This window comes from Streptococcus oralis (genome assembly GCF_006175905.1).
GTDB classification, from domain to species: domain Bacteria; phylum Bacillota; class Bacilli; order Lactobacillales; family Streptococcaceae; genus Streptococcus; species Streptococcus oralis_BG.
The window spans coordinates 193,248-216,571 of the sequence record NZ_SSNB01000002.1; the positions used below are offsets into that span (position 1 = coordinate 193,248).

The following is a 23,324-nucleotide window of genomic DNA, read 5'->3' on the forward strand; positions in this document are numbered from 1 at the left end:
TCCTATTTAACCATATCAGGATCGTAATCATAGAATCCTGTGTCGAGGAAACGGTTTTTAGGGTGTAACTTGCGCACTTCCTCATCTAACAAGAAGGCTTGGTCATGGCTGAAATTCCCCTCTTGGATCAAGCCACGCGCTTGAATAAAGAGTTTAGCAATTTCTACAAAATTCTGACCTGGGGTGTAAAGTCCTTCAAGCTTCCAATGGGTAAAACCATGCTCCACCAATTCTGTCAATTTGGTCATTAAATCAAGGTCATTGTTAGCAAAGATATGGGTACCATGATTGTCCTCAAAGATTGAATAATGGCTCTCTGGGTCACTCGGCTCTGCCAAGAAGAGGTCACGCTTACGCGTCTTTTCATCGTCGATATGCGTAAAGTTATAGTAGTTTTGTAAGAGCGGACGCTTAGAATGGTGAATGACACTAGCCCCATAAACCAAGACTTCAGCAGGAATTTCCAAAATTTCTGGCATCTTGAAGAGTTCAGCAGATGGAATTTCACGCGCTAAAACCGCCTCAGATGCTCCTGCCTTTTGACCCCAGAAGTTAATCTGACGACTGCTTGTCACCATGGTTGACGCATCGTAGATAGTCTTGAAGGAATAGCCATCACGGTTGACTACGTAAAAGACACCTGCATCTCCTACTGTAATATAGTCTGTCTTGATTTCTTCCAAGAAGTCTAGGAAAGGCTTGATACGGTCCATCATATCCTGGTGCATGAGGGCGTTGACTGCAACGATCAATTCCTTACCCGCATCATGAACGAGCTTAGCGATGGTGCGCAACTCTTCATAACTAAAGGTCGTTGGCAGACGAAGGCCAAAATCTTTCTCACCGACATAGATGCGGTCTACGCCAGCTTCGAGTAGTTGTTCAACTTGTTCAATACTTTCAGCAGTTGCTGTAATGATAATCTTTTCCATAAGGAAAATTATACCACAATTCTCAAAAATCAGCTATGAATACTAGAATTTTTATAAAAAGTCAAAATCATTTTTTAAAGGTTGCAATCAAAAAGTGAACAGTAACTAGTACCGTCCACTTTCTTTTTTATGCATGTGTTTTTTCAACTAGGTGACCATCATTCATAACATAAATACGGTCAACCTTATCAAGAAGGCGTGTATCATGTGTAATCATGACAACTCCTCTACCTTGTTCGTGGGCAATGGCAGCCAACATTTCCGTTACTTGATAGGCACGCTGGGTATCTAGACTGGCTGTTGGCTCATCTGCAAGCACGATACTTGGGTTGTTATAAAGCGCTCTAGCGATTGCCGCACGTTGACGTTCACCACCTGATAAAGCCTTGGGATAATGATTTTGAACTTTTTCCAAATCCAACAAGTCAAACAGCTCTTTTCGGTCACTTTTACCATTTTTCCCCTTATCTAGTCTGTCAATCAAATCCAGCTGTTCCTTGACCGTTAGAAAAGGAATTAAGTTTGAAGCCTGAAGAATGAAACCAAACTCTCTAAAACGGAGATCTGTTTTTTCCTTCTCCGTTAAACTGCCTGTTTCCTTCCCCTTGACTAGAATCTTTCCACTCGATGCTTCCTGTAGTTGTCCTAGAGTTGTTAGAAAGGTCGTCTTTCCAGAACCTGAAGGCCCAACGATAGCTACGAACTCTCCCGCATTTAGCTGAAAATTCGTCTCATGCAGAGCCACGACTTTCATCTTTCCTTCCCCATACGTTTTTGTCACTTGAGTCATTTCAATCAATGCTGTCATACTATTCTCCTTATCATTCTGCAATCGCAGTAATCGGGTCCACCTTTAGTAAGCGTGGAAGTGAAATGACACCACCTAGAAGGGCCATCAAGCAAATCACCAAACTTAGGACGGAGTAGGCTATCCAACTTGGGTAGAAAAAGAAGGTAGCTGGTAAGACTAAAATCACTCCACCAATAGCCAGCAAGGCTAAAGCAATTCCCATACCGGCTAGGAGGAAGATTTGACAGAAAAGAGACCAAACAATGGTTTTGATCTGTATACCCTGAGCCCGCATTATTCCATATAGTCCTAGTTTTTGGATGGTAATGATATAAACAAAAATCCCCACAATCAAGCCAGTGATAACAATCATAGCAAGAATCATTCCTGAAAATACATTAACCTGAGGTGTGTAACCAGGAATTTTTGATATCATTTTTGGAATGGAAATCTGTTTCAGTCCATCGCCAGCCACTTCTATATCATTTTTCAATACCAAGGCAGAGATGGAACGATTAGCTTTCAAGGTTCCTTGTAAGGTCCAATAAGTCGTCAGACTCGTAAAGATAACAGGCTCGGTGAAAAATTTATTTCCTTGAGTCAGGCCTACAATCTTGTAACTTGTCTCGCTTCCATTGAGCTGAATGGCATCACCTAGCCTAATCCCATAATTCTCAAAGGACTGATCCACGACAACCTCATCATCTCCTTCAGGATAACGACCCTCAATCAAACTCGGAGAGATAAAAGAGTCCCATTCTTGAGCAAAGATGGAAACATTGACCTTCTCACTATCATCGACTAGATTAGTCACAGCGAACATATAGCCCAGTGGAGTAGCCTCTTTAGAACTCTTGTCCTTGTAGTCCTTTTCAGGAATAAAAGATGCTGTCAAATTATCATTTGCGTAGTCAGATAAAACCACACCAGTCGCTTGCCAGTTATCAATAGCGGCTCGGTTGTTACGTACAAGACCAAGAGCCAAACTGGTCATAAAAAAGACCATGAAAGCGATAAGAAAAATGGTAGTGAGAATCAAACTATATCGAAGTTTGTTTCGTACTATTTCTTTGATAGCAAGATACATGCTTATCTCCTTTAACTTTTCCCCAGAAGTAGTTTAAAAGCCACCCAGACCAATAGACAGAATCTCTGTCCTTCCATCCATTCAAAACAACTCCTACCAATACTCTTCAAAAGTATCCAGGTAGCAACTCAACAAATTATCTTAGGAAAAGCACTTGCTTGCTATCAATTTATATAAGTTATCCTTTCCTTTCTCAGTATATTTATAAAAGAGAAGGTTAGGTCATCTGTTTTAAGTGTAACATCCATGCTATCATTTTCTCTAGTGGGTGTCAAGAAGAGAGACTTAGAAGTTGATAAGAGACTTTAGTAGTTTTGTAACAATTCTGTAATAATTCTCTGCATAAAAAATGATAAAATAGTTATGTACTGTTAAGGAGAGAATCATGTCCGCAAGAAAACTAGAAGCTTATGAGTTTGAACAAGCTCCTGAATCGAAACAAACTCCGCTTTACCAAGATTACACACCTGAAGCCCCAGTTGGCCCTAACCTAAAAGAGATTTTATTTTTTGTAAATATCGCTTGTTTCTGTATTTTTATGGCACTTTTTAGTTTTATCTTTTTAGCTATAAAATTAAATACAGCTTTATCCTTTGTCGCTGCAATGGGTCTTAGTTTCGCCCTTTTACAACTTCAACGAAAGATTATTAAACGAAAACTTTCAAAATAAAGGTTGGTACTACTACCAACCTCTTTTCTAGTTATCTAAAAAGACAGTTATAAAACTGTCTTTTTTTATTTATTCTTTCGTTTTGGAGGAGATTGGATGGCGATCCTAACTTCAAAAATTGTTCCTCTAGGTTTGTTATCTTTGACAGTAATCGTTCCTCGTAAAGCATCGACAATCTGCTTTGCCAAAGAAAGTCCCAAGCCAAAGCCACCTTTCTGACGAGTTCTTGCCTTGTCTACACGGTAAAAGCGGTCAAAGATTTTTTTCTTGTCAGTAGCTGAGATTCCAATCCCATTATCTGTTACTGTAAGATAGAGATGGCGATCTGTAGCATAAACTACAAACTCAATTTTCCCATCTTCTTCTGTATACTTGATGGCATTATCAAACAGGATGGTCATGAGTTGTTTTAAGAGCAACTGATCGGTCATGAATGGACGATAAATTCGATTTTCATAGTTGAAAACACGATCATTTTCAGAAGCGATCAACTCATAGTTGGCAAAGGTTGTTTTAAAGAATTGTGGAGAAACTTCTGCTATTTCTGGTTTGATTCCATCATCTCGACGTGCAAGGTTGAGAAGATTGGTCGTAAGGAAGCGCATATTGCGAACTTCTTCAAGGCTGGAAGCGATACTTTCGCTGGATTCCATGATTGTTGCCTCTGGTTTTCGAAAGAGATTTTCTAAACGATTTTGTAAAACAGCCAAAGGCGTTCTCAGTTCGTGGCTCGCATTTTCAACAAAGGACTTCTGCTTTTGCATGCTTTCCAGCAAAGGTTTGACACTGACACGTGCCAAGTAAACACTGGCAATTAAAGACAGGAGCCAGAAACTAGCCATAACTACAACAATCAAATGCTCGTGGTTTTGGCTGATTTGCTCAAGCTGGCTGGTATTGATTAAAACCGCCGCATATTTGACATTGCTTGATACGGTGGAAGAATTAGTTTCCATCAAGACCATTCGATAGGTTTCTTCCTGACCATAGCTATTGACAACTTGGATTTGGCGAATATGATTCAACTCTTTCTTGTCCAACTTGATTTTGTCCAAGCCTAAAAAGCGATTGCCCAGTAAGAGTTGGTTAAAATCCTTGTCAAAGAGCAAGACTTCCGTATTGGAGCTGACATTGGGCTTGATTTCAGCCTTGCTAGCATCCGCAGTTGCGGGTTGAATATCCTTGACCTCTTCGGTGGCCCGATTCAGGGCTAACTGGATAACCGCTTGGGGACTGCTACTAAGGGCTTGGAGTTTTTCATCTACAGAAGTGTAGAGACTCGAGTGCATGACCTGGAGGATAATCAAGGTCATAGCAGAGAAGATCAGGGTGAACACTCCAAAGTTTCGAATGAAATAGCTGAAATCATCCGCATACCATGTTTTTTTTAGTTTATTGAACATCTTTTAAAATATACCCGACACTACGCAAGGTTTGAAGATTTTCAGCAAAGGCTGTCCCCTTCAATTTCTTACGAACTTTTGAAACATAGACTTCTACAACAGAAATCGTCGTATCGCTATCAAATCCCCATAGACGGTCAAAAATCTGTGTCTTGGGAAGAATGACATTTTGATTTTGAAGGAAGTAAACCAATAACTCAAACTCTTTCCCGAGCAGTTCCACAGGAGTATCTTCCACTTTTACTTCATTCGTTGAAAGGTTGACGACAACATCCCCATAGGTCAAGGTATTTTCGTTAAACTTACCTGAACGTTTGAGAAGGGCTTGGATCCGCATTTTGAGTTCTTCTAGATAGAAAGGTTTGGTGAGGTAGTCATCCGCTCCCAACTCAAAACCATGTCCCTTGTCATCCAAACTTTCCTTAGCTGTCATGATAAGGACTGGTGTCGTAATTCCTTTTTCACGCAATTCTTTCAGAACTTGGAAGCCATTTTTTTCAGGCAACATCAGGTCAAGCAAAATCAAGTCATAGACGCCACTTTCTGCTTCGTAGAGACCTTCTTCTCCATCAAAAACCTGCATGACATCTGCAAAATCATCTAAAAAGTCAAATACTGAGTTTGACAGGCCTAGGTCATCTTCTACTAATAAGATTTTTATCATCAGAAACTCCTCCTTGTTATGATTATTATACCAAAATTGCCTTAAAAAAAACTCAACTCTCTCTCGTTTTCAGATAGAAAGTTGAGTTTTTGTTTACATTTCGAGTGAATTAAGCTTTGGCATATTGGGTTACAACAGCTTCGACTGCTGCTTTCTCACGCTTAATCAAGTCAACACGCGCTGCGATATCCTTGATCCCCATACGAATGTTGCGGCTAAGCGCAAGGTCAGAGAGTTGTGGTTCAAAGAAGGCCTTGTACTCTGCCAAGCGTTGCTCTGTTTTAAAGATATGCGATGGGAAGATAACAAAGCTATCAAAGCTCATATCCCCACCAAGAGCTGCCTTAATCCAATCCCAATTTTCACGCGCCCATACCCAAACAGTTTCTTGGGTAGCTTGGTGTCCGAGGAATTGGAGGTACCATGAAGAAAGGTCTTGTGGTTTCACTACAAATTTATCCTTCCATGAGCCAATCAGGGTTTGGATATTGTCGGCATCTGTACTATATGCAAGAGCTCCTGCCAACTGGCGTTTAAAGACCGCATCCGTCGCATGAGTATATAGGTCCAGATAAGTTGCGACCAAATCCTTGGTCTCATGGTCTTTCATTTCATTGATGAGAACTTGAGCACGGATTGCTGCTGGAAGTCCTGCAAGATTTTCCTTGTGAGCTGCAAAGATTTGGCTAGCAACTTGACTAGCTTCTGCATCATTGGAACGAATCATCATAGAAACAGCCAACTGACGAACCAATTCATCCTCATCTGATTCTCCATCTTTGGCTTCAAAACCAAGACGGTCATAGTTGTGACGAGCCAATTTAGCAACGAGTGTATTAAAGGCTTTCTCAGTTGCTGTTCCTTCATCGATAAAGCGCTCAAGGGCAGCAATCACTTGAGATACAGCTGAAACTACCAAGTAAGACTCTTCCTTAGCTAGTTTATCAAGGACTGGGAGCAAATCAGCATAAGAAATATGACCTGCCTCAGCCAACAAACGACGTTCTTGAACAATTTGCAGTTTGCTTGTGTTATCAAGTGTCTCTAGCTCAGCAAGAACAGCTTCTAACAAGTCTCCTTGATAGTCGGTAATGTAGTGGGCTGTATTTTCAGTGTTGAGACGAAGAGCTCCTTCATTTTCAGCAAGAAGAGCGGCGTAGCCAGAGATTTCGATACTTTCAGTTTCGAGTGTATCTGGCAAGCCTTTCCAGTTGCTATTCAGTGGTACAACCCAGAGACGGTTCTTGTCTTCGTGCTCACCGATGAAGAATTGTTTTTGTGAAATCTTTAAGACATCATTTTCAACTTTGACAGTGAGAACTGGATAACCAGGTTGTTCCAACCAAGAATCCATGAAGGCTGCGACATCACGCCCTGATGCTTGTCCAAGGGCATTCCATAAGTCACGACCAATGGTATTTCCATATTGGTGCTTTTCAAAGTAAGCATGCAAACCTTTAGCAAAATCAGCATCACCTAGCCAACGACGAAGCATGTGCATGAGACGGCTTCCTTTGGCATAGACGATAGCTCCGTCAAAGAGGGTATTGATTTCGTCTGGGTGTTTAACTTCGACGTGGACAGACTGAACGCCATCAGTCGCATCACGTTTAAGTGCTCCCGGCACACCACCTGTTTGGAAGTCTTCAAAGATATTCCAACTTGGCTCGATGGCGTCGACACAGACGTATTCCATCATGTTGGCGAAGCTTTCATTAAGCCAAAGGTCATCCCACCATTTCATAGTCACGAGGTTTCCAAACCATTGGTGAGCAAGCTCGTGGGCGATGACAAGGGCAACTTGTTGACGGCTAGCAAAGGTTGAGTTCTCATCCACAACCAAGTAAACTTCACGGTAGGTCACCAGACCCCAGTTTTCCATTGCACCTGCTGAGAAGTCAGGAAGAGCGATATGAAGAGATTGAGGGATTGGGTACTTGACTCCGTAGTAATCTTCGTAAAACTCGATTGAGCGAACGGCGATGTCCAATGAGAAATCAAGATTAGATAATGGGTGAGCTTTGGTTGAATAGACACCTACGAGGGTACCATTCTTGGTTTTAGCAGTCACCCCTTGCAAGTCACCAGCAACAAAAGCCAACAAGTAAGATGACATGCGAGGTGTTGTCGCAAACTTCCAGATACCTGTTTCCTTGCGGTTATCCACATCAATCTCAGGCATGTTTGACAAGGCCAACTCACCTGCTGCTTGGTCAAAGCGAAGAGCGAGATCAAAGGTTGCTTTGGCTTCTGGCTCATCTACACATGGGAAGGCTTCACGCGCAAAGTGGCTTTCAAACTGTGTAGACAAGACTTCCTTCTTGACACCATCCACTGTATAGTACGAAGGGTAAATCCCTGTCATGTTGTCTGTGATTTTTCCTGAAAATGCGACAACCAATTCAGCTTGACCTGGCTCAGCCAGCTCGATATGAAGGGCTTCATTGTCATGGTCAACTGTAAATGGACGAGTTTGACCCGCAACTTCTACAGAAGCAATTTCCAAGTCCTTTTGGTGAAGGGAAATACGGTCACTCTTGGCTTGACCAGTGATGGTCACCTTCCCAGAAAAGGTCTTGGTCTCACGACTCAAGTCTAAGAATAAATCATAATGTTCAGGAACAAATTGCGTAATAAAATGTTCAACTGCTTGCATAGTTTTCTCCTATTCTAAGTTTAAGAGTTTTACTCTTATTCAAACAAACTTATTATATCATGTTTTGCTTAAGAAAAAAGGATTGGACGGTGATTTCCAAAACTTTCTTCCTCCTAGCGTTCTATAGAGGGTAGACTTTACGAAATTCTTCTAATACAACTTTGCTGTCAGGTGTAAAAGTTAGTCCTGCCTCTCTCAGCCACTCGGCGAAACAGTCCTCATGAACCTGACGCCAATAGGCGAGGGATTTGTCACCTTCCCCTTCCTTAAAGGCATGTTCAGCAGAAACTTGATTAAAGGATTCGACAGAAACCTTTGTAATTTCGACAATGCAGACAGCCTGATTTTGACTGTCTAAAATGACATCGAAGGTCCCTTCTCGCGGAAGGGGTTCGTTATCGACTGCATAAAGATCATAGGCTGATGCAGTTGCCGTCTTTTCACCTTTTAAAACCAAATCTGCCAAGAGATCAGCTTCCACTCCAAAAGCCCAGGCGTCTATCTCATCACCGATAAAGGGGTTGATTCGCTTATAGGCATTCCACATTTCTTGCGGTGTCATGGGTTGCTCCTTTGTAATTTTTTACTTACTTCTTTTATAAATTGCTGACAACTTGCTAATAGGATGTTTTGATTAAGCTCTCTCAGTAAGTATTCTCCACGAATCATACCAACATGATGTAATAATTGAGGGTAAACTTTTTCAACAATTCGTTCGCCACTAAGGGCAAGTTGGTTTCTCATCATTCACCTTCCAATTCATATACAAGGTCTTGTCCAGTTCTGGAAATCCTAATAATTCAGACTTAACCTTCAAGACTAATGGCGATGCGTTTTCTTCTGTGATTTCTTGAATATCCTTCCAAATATATCCATGTGAGTCATTAGCACCATCAGAAACAGCTTCAGAAATCGTAACTTGAGGTTCCTCCTCGTTAATCTCAATATCATAAAAGGCCATGATATGATGTACGGCAAAGTTTTGCCCATTTTCTTGAACTAGCACATCATAGATTCTAGGGTTTGAATAATCGCTAAGCGTATACCCCGTCTCTTCCATAACTTCCCTCTTGAGAGTTTCTGTCAACCCCTCACCTAGTTCCTGACTCCCACCAGGTAAATCATAACGATGTTGATAAGGGCCTCTCGTTTTTTCAATGCAGAGAAGTCTACCTTCTTGAAGACAGACTCCGTATACACCAAAATGATGTTTGATTTCCATCCTACTCCTCCTACTTCAAAGACCAGCCACCATCCACTGTCAGGATTTGTCCTTGCATGGCGGATACGTGACCGCTAGCTAGGAATATGCTGACTTCTGCAATTTCACTTGGCTCAATCCAGCGTTTGATGGGTGTCTCGCTAGCCACCCAATCTGCCAATCCACCTGGCTCAAAGTCAGCTGCAGTCATTCCAGTCTTGACTGCACCTGGAGCAATACCAAAGACCTGAATCCCAGCTTCAGCATAGTCTAAAGCCAACTGCTTGGTAAATCCAGCCAGGGCATGCTTAGAGGAAGTATAGGCGTGACCACCACCACCAGCTAGACTTGAGGCAATGGAACACATATTGATAATAATTCCTTTTTTATTTTCCAACATTTGTGTCAAATAATACCGAGTCAACTCAACAGGAGTCATATAGTTAATTTCAAAAATCTCTTGGATTTCCTGCGCTGATTGTTCCAAAAGGGGTTTGTAATCATCCAATACTCCCGCAGTATTACACAAAACATCCACATAAGGGCACCAGTCAAAAATAGGCTCCAAGTCCAAGATCAAATCTCTCTGTAAAAAGTGAAAATCACCCTCCAAGAATGGATTTTCACCTTGGTCAACTCCATATACTTGATACCCCTTCTCTAAAAAGAGGCGAGCTTGAGCCAGACCGATCCCTGAACTTACTCCCGTAATCAATACACGTCTAGTCATGCACTTCTACCCAATCCGTCGCCAAAACATCACAAGGTGTCGGACTCCACATGGAAAAACCTTCCCCTTCTCCTGACACGTTGATGAGGAAATAAGGCGTCACTTCAAGTGCAACCCCGTTTTGCTCGATAGTGTCAAAAAGCTGCACATAGTTTTCAGCCCCTCCCCAACCAGTTCGTACATATTTTTTCTTAGCCTTTAATCCAGGCAAGATTTCTTCAAATGTCATGATGCTCTCCTTTAATGCTACATTCTTCATTTAATTATAACAAAAAACCGTTTTCCAACGGTTTTTTGACTGTGATTTATTCAAATCTGCTTCTACCTAGGGCAAATCATTCCCTGCAGCAAGATAAATTTCATACCATTCTTTTCTTGTTAAGCTAAAGTTTGCCGCTTGGCTAACTTCTCTCAAATGCTTTGGATTTGTTGTACCTACGACTGCCTGCATTTTAGCTGGATAACGCAATATCCAAGAAATGGCAATAGTTGAAGGAGTTACTCCATATTTAAAAGCTAAACGATCAAGCACTTGATTCAAAGCTTGAAATTTCTCATTTCCAACAAAATTCCCTTTAAAATACCCGAATTGTAAGACAGACCATGCTTGAATGACCACATCGTGTAATTTGCAATATTCAAAAATGCTTCCATCTCGCATAGTTGCTTGACTATCTTCCATATTGACATGAAAACCAGATTCGAATCCTGGAGTAAAAGCCGCACTCAATTGTAGCTGATTAACAGCTAACGGCTGCTTGACATCTTTTTTAAGCAACTCCATCATCATAGGATTTTGATTAGAAACTCCAAAATCTCGAACCTTACCTTGTTTATAAAGGAGATCAAAGGCTTCTGCTACTTGGTCAGCTTCCATCAGAGCATCTGGTCGATGAAGAAGCAAGCTATCTAGATGATCAATCTTCAATCTTTGCAAAATACCATCTACTGATTCTAAAATATAGTCTTTTGAAAAATCAAAATAGGTAAATTCATCAATGCGAATTCCACATTTTGACTGAATCCACATCTCTTCTCTTAAATCTGGACGATTTTTTAGGACAAGACCTAACAGTTCTTCACAACGACCACGACCATATATATCAGCCAAGTCGAAGGCATTGATTCCAACAGAAAGTGCTGTTTCCACAAGCTCTTCAACTTCTTTTACAGACTTATCTTCTATTCTCATCAATCCGAGAACAATTTCTGATAATTCTTTGTCAGCTTGACCAAGAGTTATGTATCTCATCAAATTTTTCTCCTTTAATTTCTACCGTTCTTCCCTTCATTATAACAAAAAAACCGCTTTAAAACGGCTTTTTGACTGTATATCTACTAAATTCTTCCTACCACTGCAATCCCGCTTCTCTAATTTCTTTCTTGGAAGCAAATTTACCATTTGGTCTGTGCCATCTTCCGTTTCTATCCCTAAAGTAGCCGCCTGAATTTGTTGATTGCGAGTTTGATTCCTGACTTTCTTCCTTTTCTTGTGCAGCCTGACGTACTTTTTCTTCTTCTTCCTCTTTCGCTTTCTTTTCAGCTGCTTCTTTTTCCTCAACCTCTTTCTTGGCTTTTTCCTCAGCTTCCTTCTTAGCCTTTTCTTCAGCTTCTTTCTTAGCTTTTTCTTCTCCGTTTTCAACTGTATTTTTAGCAGTACCATCCAAATAATTGATTTCCGCATTAGCTGAAACATTGTCTAGAATAACATGCGTCACAGAATACTGATCAACCTTTTCCTTACTACCACCCAGCTTGATCTCCAAGAGTTTGCCGTTTTCATCAATTCCCACATACTGCAACTCAATCTGTCTTGGAATCAATTCGTCCTTTTGATAAATCGGGGTCACCTTGTAGTCAAGATAGTAGTTTGGGTGATTGGCCAACCAAGAGTCCAACCGATTTTCATAATAAAGCATGCTTTCTTGATTAGTATTATCTGTTCCATAATATGTTCCAGCATTGAGCCAGTTAGTCATCGGAACCAAGTTTTTCTTTTCATCGTTTAATCCGCTAAACTGGTACCCAATCAAATGACCACGATTCATCAACCAAGCCTTTTTAGAGCCATCTCCATAATAAAAATTATAGTTGTGCCAACCAACCGGGTTATAACTTATCTTAGGCTCTCTCTTTTCAGTTGGCTCGTCGCTATCCTTGAGTTGAATATGAGCACCCGTCGCGCGTGATTTGGAATCCAACTCTCCAAGTTCTAGTTGTTTCTCATTTTTAAAAGGCAAGAGTCCAGCTTCTTTAAACAACTTTTCATCGAACTTAGCTTGCTTCTGTTCGACTTTTTCTTCTGGAACTGCTTGTTCTACCTTATGACCAGAACAAGCAACAAGTGTTGTTACTGAAAGTAAAGCAAGTGAAAGGGATAGCAACTTTTTCATAATAGACTCCTTTGTTTTGTATAATAACTATACTAATGCTTGCTTCTACATTTTACTATCATTTTGCTAATTATTCAAGAATAAAGAAGCTGTTATTATACTATTTTTCTCACGGTGTCCAAAACAAAAACGATAACCACTTTTTCAGTAGTTACCGTTGCTTATCTTTTAGTCTCTTCCACCAAGTCTACTATTGATGGTCATCATGATGCTAGCTATCTTCTCACCCCAGTATGGATCGGAAGCATAGCGAACATTCATTCCAGTTGCTTTATTTCCAAGGTGGTCTCTGCCATAGTCGATGTAGTTCTCACGAATCCACTTGGCCGCTCCAAGGATTCCTTTATCCACATTATCAAAGCTCTTGGCTGAGAGATATGGGCTCGTATCATAAGCGGCAATACCAAAGAAGTTGTTCTTATCTCTGGCAATTTGACTGCGTCCCCAAGCACTTTCAAGGGCACTATGTGCCATCAAGTAAAGGGCATTGACACCGTAGCGTTCCTCAGCTTCTTTGAAAGTCGCTCCTTTACCTGCGAGAGGACTATCCTGCAAGTTCATCATCGAATACAGTTTATCCAACTCAGCTGCACTATAATTACTTGGTTCTCTCAAGTTTTTATAGAGGAAAGGATTTTTAATGGTAAAGCCATCAAAATGCTCCCCGTCAGTTGAGTAGTACTTCTTACCAATAACCATAGCAGAAGTGTGTGGAGCTACTTTGATACTCGTATAAGGAGAGAGTTCATGGTAGAGGAATTTCCCATCACTAGTATAATGTGGGATAAACTCGCTTCCTTCATCTACTGCTGTCAAATCACTTTGATTCATATAGCCAGACAAGCCAGAAATCGAAACTGCAAGTCTGCCTCCTTTACGGGTCGAGCTGTCCAGTGAAACGATGCTTCCTTGGTTAATGTAACTCAAAATTTCTCCAGATGCACTATAGACATAAGCTGTGATAGGTTTTACCTTATAATACTTGGTTTTATCCGCAACATGCCATTTACCTGAGGCATCCAAGGTATGACCATCTACAGTTTCATTTTGTGCCATATAGCCACCTGATTTGAGATAGTACCAAGCTTGGTTAACTGAATCATAAATCAGCTCTTTTTCTGCCATCTTCCCATTCGACTTGAGGTAGAACCAATTATTCTTGTACCAAACCCACTCACTTGTGGCCATGTAGCCGCCTGATTTTAGATAATAGTAGCCATTATCCCAGAGCCATTCTTTATTGGCGTAATTTCCATCAGCCTTAATATAGAACCAAGAGTTATATTTCTTATCAAAGAGCCAGCCCTTTCCTGCTTTTGCTCCGCTGGTCGTCACATAACTGCGGTCAATCCAAGTTTCTGTAGAAAGGTAGCCGCCTGATTTGAAATGGTAATCCTTGCCTTTAATGGTTTTCCAACCTTTTTCAGCATAGGTTCCGTCCTCTTTCAGGTAGAACCAAGACTGGTAATTCTTATCAAAAAACCACTCTGATTTTAGTTTGGCACCACTCTTAGCAACATAGAAGCGGTCAATCCAACTTTCTGTAGAAAGATAGCCACCTGATTTGAAATGGTAATCTTTTCCATCAATTGTTTGCCAGCCTTTTTCTACATAGTCGCCTTCGGCATTGAGATAGAACCATGATTCGTAATTTTTATCAAAAATCCAGCTTGTTTTCGCCTTATGGCCACTTGAAGTTACATAAGATTTTCCAAGCCAGGTATTTGTAGCCAGATAACCACCCTGTTTGAAGTAATAATCTTTCCCTTTAACTGTTTGCCAACCGTTTTCTGCGTAGTTGCCATCCGCTTTCAGGTAGAACCAACTGCTATAATTAGCATCATAGATCCAAGCCTGTTTTACCTTATTTCCTTTATCAGATAGGTAGTGAGAGCCAAGCCAGGTATTTTTTAAGATTTTCCCTTGAGAATTGACATAGTACTGGTCTTCACCTTGAGTGATCCACTCATCTTTGGCCATTTTCCCATCTTCTTTAAGGTAATATTTTTCCTGACCTTGTTGAATCCACTCATTTTGAGCTTTCTGACCATCAGACTTGAGATAATACCATGATTCTTGTTCCTGATTAAATACCCACTGTTCCTTGGCTTTAGCACCACTTTCAGTCACATAGTACTGGCCAACCCACGTTTTCGTAGCTAATTTTCCAGCTTCATTAAAATAGTAATCCTTATCACCAACTGTCAACCAACCGTTTTCTGCACGTTGACCATCTTCTTTAAGATAAAACCACTTCTGATGCGTTTGGTCAAAAAGCCATTGCTTGGTTGCTGGTTTCCCGTCTGCTTTGAGATATGTCTTTCCTTGCCAAGTACCTTCTTCGGCTTTTGCTGTCTCCACTACAGTAAAAAAACACCCCAATAAGCTAGCACTTACTAGGGCCACTTTCCATCGTTTCATTTAAATGCTCCAATAACGTTTTCTAAACCCTATTGTAACATAGTTAATAGACGGAAATATTACAAATTGATGAAGATTCTATGTCTTGTTGACGATAAGGAAGACCTAGCTTATCTCAGACTGCCTTTGACTTCCTGACGGAGATCTTCCAAACTGCTAATGCCATATTTATCCATGACTTTTGGTAGATGTTCGATGATATCAGGACAGGCATAAGGATTGGTAAAGTTGGCTGTTCCAACTCCGATGGCAGAGGCACCAGCCAGATACATTTCTAGCGCAGCTTCAGCAGAATCCACTCCCCCCATTCCAATGATGGGGAGGTCTGTGGTTTGGGCGACTTGACGAATGAGTTTGAGGGCGACCGGAAAAACTGCTGGGCCTGACATTCCACCTGTACCATTGGCTAGGATTGGTTTTCTAGTTTTGAGGTCAAAGCGCATACCGACAAGGGTATTGATCATGGTTAACCCACTTGCTCCTGCATCTTCTGCGGCTTTAGCAATGGTTACAACATCTGTTACACTAGGGGTTAACTTAACATAAACTGGTACATCAGAGGCTTCCACAGCTGCTTTTACCACTTCATAAGCTAGATCCGGATCTTGCCCAATCAAAAGTCCGTGATTGCCGTGATCCACATTAGGACAAGAGATATTGAGCTCGATAGCTTTTACATTTGCAGCCTTAGAAATTCCTCGAGAAACGGCAGCGTACTCTTGTTTTGAAAAGCCTGCAACATTTGCGATGATGGGAAGCGTAGGATACTCTCTTTCCAGCCAAGGCAACTTCTCAGCTAAAACAGCTTCTAAACCAGGATTTTGCAGACCGATTGCATTGAGCATACCGGCAGGTGTTTCTGCCACCCTGGGAGTTGGATTTCCAAAACGGGGTTCTAGTGTCGTCGCCTTGATCATAATGGAGCCTAAAAGGTCTAAATCATAGTACTTGGCATACTCCTGGCCAAAACCAAAACAGCCTGATGCTGGAATAATCGGATTTTTCAAATCCAAACCAGGGAGAGAAACTTGTAAACGATTTGTAGTCATGACTTTCTCCTTATAATACAACTGTTCCTGTGCGAAAAACAGGGCCATCTTCACAGACACGTTGACTGACAGTCTCACTATCTGGAACTTTTAGGACGCAGGCATAGCAAGCCCCCATCCCACAAGCCATACGGGATTCCAGAGATAGATAGGCTCTTGGGTGGTCATAAAAGGCTTGATTAATGTACTTCATCATTCCCGGAGCCCCACATGAGTAAACAGCATCAAATTGACTGTCTAAATCATTGATGACAACAGATACATTTCCCTTGATGCCATATGAACCATCATCTGTTGTTACAAAGACCCGACCATATTGGGCCAATTCCTTTTCTAGAATAACAGCATCCTTGTTAGCAAAACCGAGAACTGTCACTACTTTCACCCCACGCGCATGCAATTCCTTGGCGACCTCAAGCAAGGGCGGAACACCAATCCCCCCACCAACGAGGAGAACTTGGCTCTGGTCGTCCAGATCAGACAAGTCAAAACCATTCCCCTGAGGTCCCATCACATCAAGAATATCACCCTGACTTAATGTTGAAAAAATAGCGGTCCCAGCCCCCTCAATCCGATAAATGAGATGACACTGCTTGTTTGCCTTATCGATAGACGAAATTGAAATAGGACGGCGTAAGAGATGGGCATCATCAGGCACACGCAGATGAAGAAATTGGCCTGCTCGCATGACTTCAACCATTTCTCCTTCTAGGACTAATTCAAAGATTGCTGGCGCAATTTCCTCCTGTGCAACCACCTTCATGGTTTCTAAACGAATGGCACCTAAACGCTTCTTACATGTGGGATTCATGATTTTCCTCCTTAAATTTTAAGGGGACCAGATAAAGAAAAGACCTTGCTAATGCAAGGCCTCAGTTGGGTTAGGCTAGAACTCATGCGCACACTTAAAAAGTCTCCACAGAGTCCCCTATCCCTTTTATCTGACACCTTGTGAGTCTCTCTGGACTCCCCTTAAAGGTTAAATTTGTATTAGTATACTCTTTCAAAGAAAAAAAGTCAAGTAGAAAACGAACATTCTACTTGACCTTACTGGATTATTTTTCACGAATGACTTCGACCTTGTAGCCATCAGGATCTTTGACAAAGTAATAGTTTGGTTGAGTTCCTGGAAGTCCATTAGGGGCTGTCACCTCATAGCCTTTAGCGCTATGTTCTTGATGTAGGGCCTCAAGGTCAGGTGTACTGAGGGCGATATGGGCGAAGCCATCTCCTACCACATAAGGACCGTGATCATAATTATAGGTTAACTCCAACTCGTAGTCATCCCCCTCAAGTCCTAGATAGACAATGGTGAAAGCATGATCTGGAAAATCTCTGCGACGCAATTCTTTAAAACCAAAAGCATCTTGATAAAAAGCGATTGATTTTTCAAGGTTTTCTACTCGCAAGCAAGTGTGTAGCATTTTTGAAGCCATTTTCATTACCTCTTTCATTTTAATAGTTCTATTATACCTTTATTCAGGAAAATTTACTAGAAACTTGAACTAGAGTCCTCTTCTCTACGCTTTCATTCTAAGAAGCACTTTTACGATTTTCCTTGCGTATATTGCCAATAAGGAAAAGTATGATAAGGATAAAAAGTCCTTCGAGGAAGTAGAAAGTAAATTCGCTGTTCATGATTAGTAAGTCTTTGTAATAATAGTCATTACCGAAAACTGAATTTGGTGCGAATAGGATTCGGAACAGTCTTCTTAGGAAAATAAAGATCTGCAATCCATAAATCATAAAGACCTTCTTCACACCAATCATGAAGCCTTGATCCTTTGTAAAATAAGACAAGGCAACTCCATTTAACAAGAGGATAACAGTTATAGCCAGTGTTTCATTTCGTAGAATAGTTGGATCAAAGATGTCTAAACGGCTGTGAATGTAGGGCAACGTTTGAAAGAGTAAGATTCCCAAGATTGCTGGTATGAAAATTTTCTTCAGAGATGGTGGAAATCCAGGACTAAATCTTGTAAAAGATAAGCAAATTACAAGGATTGCAAAAATATGGAAGTACATCATTGCAACTCCTGAAATAGTCTGGCTTCGATTTACCAAAGCAGAAAGAAAACCAGCAGAAAGAAAGATACCGATAGGAATCAGCTTATCCAAAGAATAATCCCACTTCAGCCCCTGACTCACTTGGAAACCATCGATGAAGCTGAAAAATGTAATAAACATAAGGGCACCAATGAGACCAAACGGTAAGGATGGAATGACGAGGGTCAATAGCAAGATTAGTAGGAACCATGGATGGGGGCTGTAGTAGAATTTCCGTTTTCCCCCCCTAGCAGTCACTCCTTCCTCAATCGGTGTTTTCCTTAATTTTAGCATATAGACGTAAAAGAGAGAAAACATACCCGCATGAACCCATGAATTATAACCCGGTCGCTCTAGAACACTAAGTAGCAAACTTACAATCGTAAAGAGGCCAAAGAAAATCTGAAGAAACTTATTTTTAAAGACCTGTCTTTTTTTCCAATCCAAATAAGAGAGCTTGGCCTTTGGATGACTAAGTTCATAAGCATAAACTGTCATCTCTTCTAGTTTCTGGTCTGTCTCCTCCGTCATCATTTGGGGAGCCATTTTAGAAGTAGGAAAAGGAGCCAAAACATATCTCAAGAGCTTGCCATCTGTAAACCGATGGTACTCCTTATAGATTTGTTGAAGCAAAATCGTTAGAATGCGTGGTCTTCCTTTAAAGTAGCTTCTCCACTTTTCCCAATCATTGATATCTTCATCGTTCTTAGTGAGTTTATCTATATAAAGATAACCTTCATTGTACCAGTAATCAAAATTTTCTTTTTTGTTAAGTGCATACTCCTCTACCACTGAAGGATAAGAATGGATACTCTTCCAGAAATGGAGTTTTTTCAGGTAAGGATTTGATTCCTCATCACTGTAACGCTCTACAAATTGGAGAACGAGAGCTAACACTTTCGCATTGGTTAAAGGATAGACGTCCACTTTTTCTAACAAATAAAGTAAGAGCGTGTGATCTTTAACTGTTTCAAAAAGATATTGCCAATCACGTAACAGTTTGTACTCGTCTTCATACTGAGCATGGAGCAACTCATAAAAGGTTGCCTCAACTTCATCTGGATTATCTAGAGAGTAGTAACTAAAGTCAACGTTTTCTCCCAGCTCCCCTTTTACTTCGTCTAAGTAATCAGCCAAGTCATTCAAGAGTGGATAATCCTCTTCAAATATGACTTGTCGGTTTTTTTCAAGAATATAGGTTAAAACGGGCACGCTCTTGATTATCTGACGATTTTGATTTACTTGATCCAAGACCATAAAGCCCAGATAGGGGTGCTTGAAAAACTCTATCCAAGAGCTTAATTGATTTGCTTTGTTAAAATCCTGGAGAATTTCTTGGCAAAGTTGATAAGAATAATAGAATTCTTCAGTGGCTTCATGTGCGCTTTCAAGCGAACTGCCTTCCTCTTCTGCTATAGCTCTTTTGACCTTCCAGTGTTTCAGTTTATAGTAATAGCCCCAGTACTTAAAGTCAGGTATATAATCTTCCAGCAAGGGAATGAGGATAGAGAATTGCTCCGGTTTGTTAAAAATATAAACATCCATTTCCTCTAAAACGGATTGAACAATGTCCATATCATATTGATACTGATGAAAGAACTGACGCCACAGATGCTCTTGTTCCTCTTGGTTATAACCGTCATTTCCAACAATGCTTTCAATCGCATTTCGGATTAGATAGGTTGCTTCATTATAACCGCTAAAGTCAAGGGTGGACTTGGTTGTTTCTTCTTGCCTTTTGCCCTCATCATCACCAAGAGTTTCAAAGTTGAGAGTAGTCTTAGCGCTCTCTTCAGAGTTACCGTTTAACCTAATTTCCTCATCATAGTCAGTAAAATTATGGGTAAACTTTGGCTCATCCTCTTCTGCTTTAAAGGTTTCAAAGTTGAGAGTACTCTTAGCACTCTCTTCAGAGTTACCGTTTAACCTAGTTTCCTCATCATAGTTAGTGAAATTATGGGTAGACTTTGGCTCATCCTCTTCTGCTTTAAACGTTTCAAAGTTGAGGGGACTCGCAGCTCTTTCTTCAGAATCTCCATTTAGCTGAACTTCCTCGTCATAGTCACTAAAGTCAAGGGTGGACTTCTGCTTATCCTCTTCTGCTTTAAAGGTTTCAAAGTTAAAGGAATCGCTGGTCTTATCAGTTGGTTGCTGATAATCACTGAAATCAAGACTAGACCTTTCAGACTCTTCGTTCTCAGTCTTCGTTTCTTCAGTCAAGTTTTCAAAATTGAGACTAGAGTTAGGCTTTTCATTCGCCTCTTCTTCAAGTTCAGCAGCTTCTTGAGAGTCACTCGCTTTTCTTAGACTATTTTCTGGTCTTGTGTTTCTAGACCTCGCATAAGTCAAGGCTTTTTGGTACGCTTCAACAATTTCTTGGTAAATTTCTGGTTGGTCTTCTGGGTGATAGAGCCGAACCAGTTCAGCATAACGCCTTCTAATAAGCTTGACGTCAGTCGTTGGCTCTATCCCTAAAGTTTCCCATATATTCATAAGGTCTCCTCTTTTACAGTCCTCGCTCTAGGAAGTCTAAATAGTTTGAAAATGATTGATAGAGTTTTGGCAAATGATAAACAGATGCTTGACTGACCTCTTCTTCAAATCGTCTAGTTTCAGCCATTAGCTCATCTCTTCTTCTCCCCAAGAGCATACTGTACACACGATTCGCTTTTTCAATCAAGAAACGATAAACCTCTGTTTCTTGAGCATTGATCTTATAACGAGACAACTCTGCTTGCTTAACCTTGATTTCCTTTTCTGTCAGGGTAATGCTATCTTGGAGAATAACATGACTAAAGACTTCCTGTGTGGAATCAATTTTGACTTCTACATCCAAGATTCCATTTAAATCATAGGTGAAACGAACTGTGAAACTTTCATTTTCGCGAGTATTCACAGGCACGGGGACTTCTAATTCTCCTAGGAACAAGTTTTGCGATGCCTTCATCATCTCACCTTGATAGACCTTTATCTTGACTTGACTCTGTCCCAATTCAGCTGTATAGTAATGCTCAATACGTGAGGCAGGGAGGGTAGAATTTCGCTCAATTATCGGCGAAAAACGGTCTCCAACAATCTCAATCCCCAGAGTAAAAGGACAAATATCAGACAGCAACAAATCTCGTATCTCACCCTGACGTTCTTTGATTCCTGCTAAAATGGCGCAACCTCTCGCAATCATCCGATCGGGATCATCCGAAACTTGCACCATTTGATTGATACAGTAGGATAAAAAGTCCTGAACCAAGCGGAGTTTCGAAGTCCCACCAACAAGAACAAAATTATCAGAAGACACATAGCTATAGCGTGCATCCATCAAGGCACGGTCCAAAACAGCCTTAACACGAGCCAACAGAGGTTGACAAATCTCATAAAAGCGCTGGTAGCTCAAGTCTAAAAAGTATTCCTGCTCTTGGTCCATCACTGTCATCTTCACTTCTTCTTTATCATTGAGTTCCAGCTTTGTCTTTTCAGCCTGTACCAGAATTTTGCTATAAAATTCACGGGAAATAGTATCTTTAGTTAATTGATTGGAGGCTAAAAATTCCTCTGCAATAGCCGCAGTAAAGTCTTCTCCCCCCAAGCGATTGTCCCCTGCGATTGACACGATTTCAACGATATTATCAAAAAGCTCCACAACTGAAATGTCTAGAGTTCCACCACCAAAATCGACTACAATAAAAGATTGATCTTCCTGGTTTACCATAGATCTTTTAGCAAGAGCCGCTGCGGAAGGTTCATTGATAATCCGATCAATCTGAACTCCAGCAAATTTCCCTGCTAGTTTGGTCGCATAGCGTTGAGCATCGTTGAAATAAGCTGGTACACTGACAATCACTTCCTCAACCTTTTCTCCAAGATAAGTCTCTGCATCGTCTACCAACTTTCGAATGATAAAAGAGCTTAATTCTTCAGCCTTATATGCTCGATTTCCTAACGTTAACTCATGCTTAGTTCCCATAAAACGCTTGAACTGAGAAACCGTCTTATCTGGGTGGGTCACCAAGCGTTCCTTGGCAATTTTTCCAACTATAATCTCATCATTGTCATCTAAAGCCACAACAGATGGAGTCAAATACTCACCAAAAGCATTGGGAATCAGCTTGACCTGGCCATCTTGATATACCCCTACTAAAGAATTAGTCGTTCCTAAATCAATACCTACTATCATAACTCTCCATTTTTAAATAATATAGTTCCAATAAATACCAGTATCGCTTCCACAAGCGGTGGTATATGATTAATCACCCAATTCGGATCACCCACAGTAATAAGTGAAAAAATATAAATAGCTGCTGCGATATAAAGAGTTGCTTTATTGCTATTCACCATTCCATTCCAAAGCAGGATGGTTGCTATCACAAAGCTAATAATATGGATTCCCAAAAAGTACAAAAAGCCACCAGCCCACGCTCCCATTGAAAAGAGAAAAAATAAAATTAAAACTATATAAGCAATAGCTAAGAACAAAGCAATAGAAAGGATTACAGAATTTCCGACTCTCTTTTCTGACTTCATTTCATCGTTCGGAAAAAGACTTTCATCTGAAACAAATGCCTCTTTTTCTTTATCTACTTCAGGATTATTTTGTTGATATGTCATAACTCTCACCCAACCTTTATCTTATTTTTCATGGTCTCTCTAACTCAATTATACAAAATTTTACTACTATTTCTACGATATTCATGTGTTTCATTCATGATATTCTTGAAATAGAATGGAAATTTCCTTAAATAAAATCAGCCTCTGCAATAGCCTTTTTGACTTCTTCAATCGGCAGATGATCCAGTTCTACTTCTTTTTCTCGATAAAGATATTCAGCATATTCATCGATTTGATACTGATGGCTGTAAACGACTCGTTTACAGCCAACTTGGAGTAACTGCTTGGTATAATTAAGACAGGGAAAATGCGTCACATAAGATGTGAAGCATTTGGGAATCACTCTTTCAGCTCCCTGTAAAATAGCATTTACTTCCGCATGAATCGTCCGGACACAATGTCCCTCGACCATGAGGCAACCATCCTCTAAACAATGATCTGTCCCAGAAACGGATCCATTATACCCGGTTGCGATGACCTTGTTATCCTTAACAAGAACAGTCCCCACATTAGCACAATTACAGGTTACCCGATTCGAAATCAATAAAGCCTGTGCTGCAAAATACTCATCCCAAGCTAGTCGATTGTGTATCACCTTTGTATCCTCCATTTCTCCTCATATTGGTTACGATTATTTTCATTATAGCATAAAGCCAGTAAGAAAAAAAGACTGGGACAAA

21 protein-coding genes and 1 pseudogene are annotated in these 23,324 nt (G+C 40.6%); 1 reads left to right on the forward strand and 21 read right to left on the reverse strand.

The window, feature by feature from the left end; translation table 11 throughout:
- Positions 1–2: 2 nt before the first annotated feature.
- The 3 genes from E7Y33_RS05455 to E7Y33_RS05465 all read right to left on the reverse strand — a co-directional run bounded on the left by E7Y33_RS05455 (position 3) and on the right by E7Y33_RS05465 (position 2,809).
- On the reverse strand, positions 3–932 hold the full coding sequence (locus E7Y33_RS05455; protein WP_000411180.1) for a peptidase U32 family protein: 930 nt from the start codon (positions 930–932) through the stop codon (positions 3–5).
- 127 nt (positions 933–1,059) lie between these two features.
- Entirely contained in the window at positions 1,060–1,740 is a 681-nt protein-coding gene (locus E7Y33_RS05460; protein WP_139689873.1) for an ABC transporter ATP-binding protein, read from the reverse strand.
- Between the two features lie 13 nt (positions 1,741–1,753).
- Positions 1,754–2,809 carry an ABC transporter permease gene (locus tag E7Y33_RS05465; protein WP_139689874.1) on the reverse strand — a complete coding sequence of 352 codons (1,056 nt, stop codon included), beginning with the start codon at positions 2,807–2,809 and terminating at the stop codon, positions 1,754–1,756.
- A 385-nt stretch (positions 2,810–3,194) separates the two neighbouring features.
- Between E7Y33_RS05465 and E7Y33_RS05470 the strand changes: the two genes are divergently transcribed.
- The gene (locus E7Y33_RS05470; protein WP_139689875.1) at positions 3,195–3,479 is read left to right on the forward strand and encodes a DUF3270 domain-containing protein; all 285 of its coding nucleotides are present in this window, start codon (positions 3,195–3,197) and stop codon (positions 3,477–3,479) included.
- A gap of 65 nt (positions 3,480–3,544) precedes the next feature.
- Here the strand turns inward: E7Y33_RS05470 and E7Y33_RS05475 are convergent, their stop codons facing one another.
- The 18 genes and pseudogenes from E7Y33_RS05475 to E7Y33_RS05565 all read right to left on the reverse strand — a co-directional run bounded on the left by E7Y33_RS05475 (position 3,545) and on the right by E7Y33_RS05565 (position 23,239).
- The gene (locus E7Y33_RS05475) at positions 3,545–4,882 is read right to left on the reverse strand and encodes a sensor histidine kinase (RefSeq protein ID WP_139689876.1); all 1,338 of its coding nucleotides are present in this window, start codon (positions 4,880–4,882) and stop codon (positions 3,545–3,547) included.
- Positions 4,872–5,546, reverse strand: coding sequence for a two-component system response regulator CiaR (gene ciaR, locus E7Y33_RS05480; RefSeq protein WP_000590635.1), 675 nt, complete (start codon positions 5,544–5,546; stop codon positions 4,872–4,874). The genes E7Y33_RS05475 and ciaR overlap by 11 nt, the downstream gene beginning before the upstream one ends.
- Positions 5,547–5,655: 109 nt before the next feature.
- Positions 5,656–8,202, reverse strand: coding sequence for a M1 family metallopeptidase (locus tag E7Y33_RS05485; protein WP_139689877.1), 2,547 nt, complete (start codon positions 8,200–8,202; stop codon positions 5,656–5,658).
- 121 nt (positions 8,203–8,323) lie between these two features.
- On the reverse strand, positions 8,324–8,764 hold the full coding sequence (locus E7Y33_RS05490) for an ASCH domain-containing protein (RefSeq protein WP_000188821.1): 441 nt from the start codon (positions 8,762–8,764) through the stop codon (positions 8,324–8,326).
- A gap of 29 nt (positions 8,765–8,793) precedes the next feature.
- Positions 8,794–8,946: pseudogene (locus tag E7Y33_RS05495) on the reverse strand (putative PEP-binding protein); the annotation flags it as partial.
- Positions 8,924–9,424, reverse strand: coding sequence for an NUDIX hydrolase (locus E7Y33_RS05500; protein WP_139689879.1), 501 nt, complete (start codon positions 9,422–9,424; stop codon positions 8,924–8,926). The pseudogene E7Y33_RS05495 and the gene E7Y33_RS05500, both read right to left, overlap by 23 nt.
- Before the next feature lie 10 nt (positions 9,425–9,434).
- Entirely contained in the window at positions 9,435–10,133 is a 699-nt protein-coding gene (locus E7Y33_RS05505; protein ID WP_139689880.1) for a 3-oxoacyl-ACP reductase, read from the reverse strand.
- Positions 10,126–10,362, reverse strand: a complete 237-nt coding sequence (locus E7Y33_RS05510; protein ID WP_000141913.1) for a DUF2829 domain-containing protein — start codon at positions 10,360–10,362, stop codon at positions 10,126–10,128. The genes E7Y33_RS05505 and E7Y33_RS05510 overlap by 8 nt, the downstream gene beginning before the upstream one ends.
- 96 nt (positions 10,363–10,458) lie before the next feature.
- Positions 10,459–11,385: an aldo/keto reductase gene (locus E7Y33_RS05515; RefSeq protein ID WP_139689881.1), complete on the reverse strand. Its 927-nt coding sequence runs from the start codon at positions 11,383–11,385 to the stop codon at positions 10,459–10,461.
- Between the two features lie 97 nt (positions 11,386–11,482).
- Complete coding sequence (locus tag E7Y33_RS05520; protein ID WP_070697044.1) at positions 11,483–12,526, reverse strand: DNA/RNA non-specific endonuclease; 1,044 nt, start codon at positions 12,524–12,526, stop codon at positions 11,483–11,485.
- Between the two features lie 168 nt (positions 12,527–12,694).
- Positions 12,695–14,947 carry a glucosaminidase domain-containing protein gene (locus E7Y33_RS05525; RefSeq protein ID WP_139689882.1) on the reverse strand — a complete coding sequence of 751 codons (2,253 nt, stop codon included), beginning with the start codon at positions 14,945–14,947 and terminating at the stop codon, positions 12,695–12,697.
- 110 nt (positions 14,948–15,057) lie between these two features.
- Positions 15,058–16,044 (reverse strand): dihydroorotate dehydrogenase, encoded by a 987-nt coding sequence (locus E7Y33_RS05530; RefSeq protein WP_161976046.1) that lies wholly within the window; start codon positions 16,042–16,044, stop codon positions 15,058–15,060.
- Positions 16,007–16,807, reverse strand: a complete 801-nt coding sequence (locus tag E7Y33_RS05535; RefSeq protein WP_139689884.1) for a dihydroorotate dehydrogenase electron transfer subunit — start codon at positions 16,805–16,807, stop codon at positions 16,007–16,009. Before E7Y33_RS05535 ends, E7Y33_RS05530 begins: the two co-directional genes overlap by 38 nt.
- Before the next feature lie 244 nt (positions 16,808–17,051).
- A complete protein-coding gene (gene gloA, locus E7Y33_RS05540; RefSeq protein ID WP_000157150.1) occupies positions 17,052–17,432 on the reverse strand; it encodes a lactoylglutathione lyase in 381 nt (126 codons plus the stop codon).
- Between the two features lie 97 nt (positions 17,433–17,529).
- A complete protein-coding gene (locus tag E7Y33_RS05545) occupies positions 17,530–20,535 on the reverse strand; it encodes a J domain-containing protein (protein ID WP_237665651.1) in 3,006 nt (1,001 codons plus the stop codon).
- Positions 20,536–20,548: 13 nt separating this feature from the next.
- Positions 20,549–22,213, reverse strand: coding sequence for a molecular chaperone HscC (locus E7Y33_RS05555; protein WP_139689885.1), 1,665 nt, complete (start codon positions 22,211–22,213; stop codon positions 20,549–20,551).
- Positions 22,210–22,644, reverse strand: a complete 435-nt coding sequence (locus E7Y33_RS05560) for a hypothetical protein (RefSeq protein WP_139689886.1) — start codon at positions 22,642–22,644, stop codon at positions 22,210–22,212. The genes E7Y33_RS05555 and E7Y33_RS05560 overlap by 4 nt, the downstream gene beginning before the upstream one ends.
- Positions 22,645–22,771: 127 nt before the next feature.
- The gene (locus E7Y33_RS05565) at positions 22,772–23,239 is read right to left on the reverse strand and encodes a deoxycytidylate deaminase (RefSeq protein WP_139689922.1); all 468 of its coding nucleotides are present in this window, start codon (positions 23,237–23,239) and stop codon (positions 22,772–22,774) included.
- Between the last annotated feature and the right edge of the window lie 85 nt (positions 23,240–23,324).

What these genes read in the sequence shown, in the direction of transcription:
- E7Y33_RS05455 (WP_000411180.1), bottom strand. Translation starts at nt 932, where the DNA reads ATGGAAAAGATTATCATTACAGCAACTGCTGAAAGTATTGAACAAGTT.
- E7Y33_RS05460 (WP_139689873.1), bottom strand. Translation starts at nt 1,740, where the DNA reads ATGACAGCATTGATTGAAATGACTCAAGTGACAAAAACGTATGGGGAA.
- E7Y33_RS05465 (WP_139689874.1), bottom strand. Translation starts at nt 2,809, where the DNA reads ATGTATCTTGCTATCAAAGAAATAGTACGAAACAAACTTCGATATAGT.
- E7Y33_RS05470 (WP_139689875.1), top strand. Translation starts at nt 3,195, where the DNA reads ATGTCCGCAAGAAAACTAGAAGCTTATGAGTTTGAACAAGCTCCTGAA.
- E7Y33_RS05475 (WP_139689876.1), bottom strand. Translation starts at nt 4,882, where the DNA reads ATGTTCAATAAACTAAAAAAAACATGGTATGCGGATGATTTCAGCTAT.
- ciaR (WP_000590635.1), bottom strand. Translation starts at nt 5,546, where the DNA reads ATGATAAAAATCTTATTAGTAGAAGATGACCTAGGCCTGTCAAACTCA.
- E7Y33_RS05485 (WP_139689877.1), bottom strand. Translation starts at nt 8,202, where the DNA reads ATGCAAGCAGTTGAACATTTTATTACGCAATTTGTTCCTGAACATTAT.
- E7Y33_RS05490 (WP_000188821.1), bottom strand. Translation starts at nt 8,764, where the DNA reads ATGACACCGCAAGAAATGTGGAATGCCTATAAGCGAATCAACCCCTTT.
- E7Y33_RS05500 (WP_139689879.1), bottom strand. Translation starts at nt 9,424, where the DNA reads ATGGAAATCAAACATCATTTTGGTGTATACGGAGTCTGTCTTCAAGAA.
- E7Y33_RS05505 (WP_139689880.1), bottom strand. Translation starts at nt 10,133, where the DNA reads ATGACTAGACGTGTATTGATTACGGGAGTAAGTTCAGGGATCGGTCTG.
- E7Y33_RS05510 (WP_000141913.1), bottom strand. Translation starts at nt 10,362, where the DNA reads ATGACATTTGAAGAAATCTTGCCTGGATTAAAGGCTAAGAAAAAATAT.
- E7Y33_RS05515 (WP_139689881.1), bottom strand. Translation starts at nt 11,385, where the DNA reads ATGAGATACATAACTCTTGGTCAAGCTGACAAAGAATTATCAGAAATT.
- E7Y33_RS05520 (WP_070697044.1), bottom strand. Translation starts at nt 12,526, where the DNA reads ATGAAAAAGTTGCTATCCCTTTCACTTGCTTTACTTTCAGTAACAACA.
- E7Y33_RS05525 (WP_139689882.1), bottom strand. Translation starts at nt 14,947, where the DNA reads ATGAAACGATGGAAAGTGGCCCTAGTAAGTGCTAGCTTATTGGGGTGT.
- E7Y33_RS05530 (WP_161976046.1), bottom strand. Translation starts at nt 16,044, where the DNA reads ATGGCCCTGTTTTTCGCACAGGAACAGTTGTATTATAAGGAGAAAGTC.
- E7Y33_RS05535 (WP_139689884.1), bottom strand. Translation starts at nt 16,807, where the DNA reads ATGAATCCCACATGTAAGAAGCGTTTAGGTGCCATTCGTTTAGAAACC.
- gloA (WP_000157150.1), bottom strand. Translation starts at nt 17,432, where the DNA reads ATGGCTTCAAAAATGCTACACACTTGCTTGCGAGTAGAAAACCTTGAA.
- E7Y33_RS05545 (WP_237665651.1), bottom strand. Translation starts at nt 20,535, where the DNA reads ATGAATATATGGGAAACTTTAGGGATAGAGCCAACGACTGACGTCAAG.
- E7Y33_RS05555 (WP_139689885.1), bottom strand. Translation starts at nt 22,213, where the DNA reads ATGATAGTAGGTATTGATTTAGGAACGACTAATTCTTTAGTAGGGGTA.
- E7Y33_RS05560 (WP_139689886.1), bottom strand. Translation starts at nt 22,644, where the DNA reads ATGACATATCAACAAAATAATCCTGAAGTAGATAAAGAAAAAGAGGCA.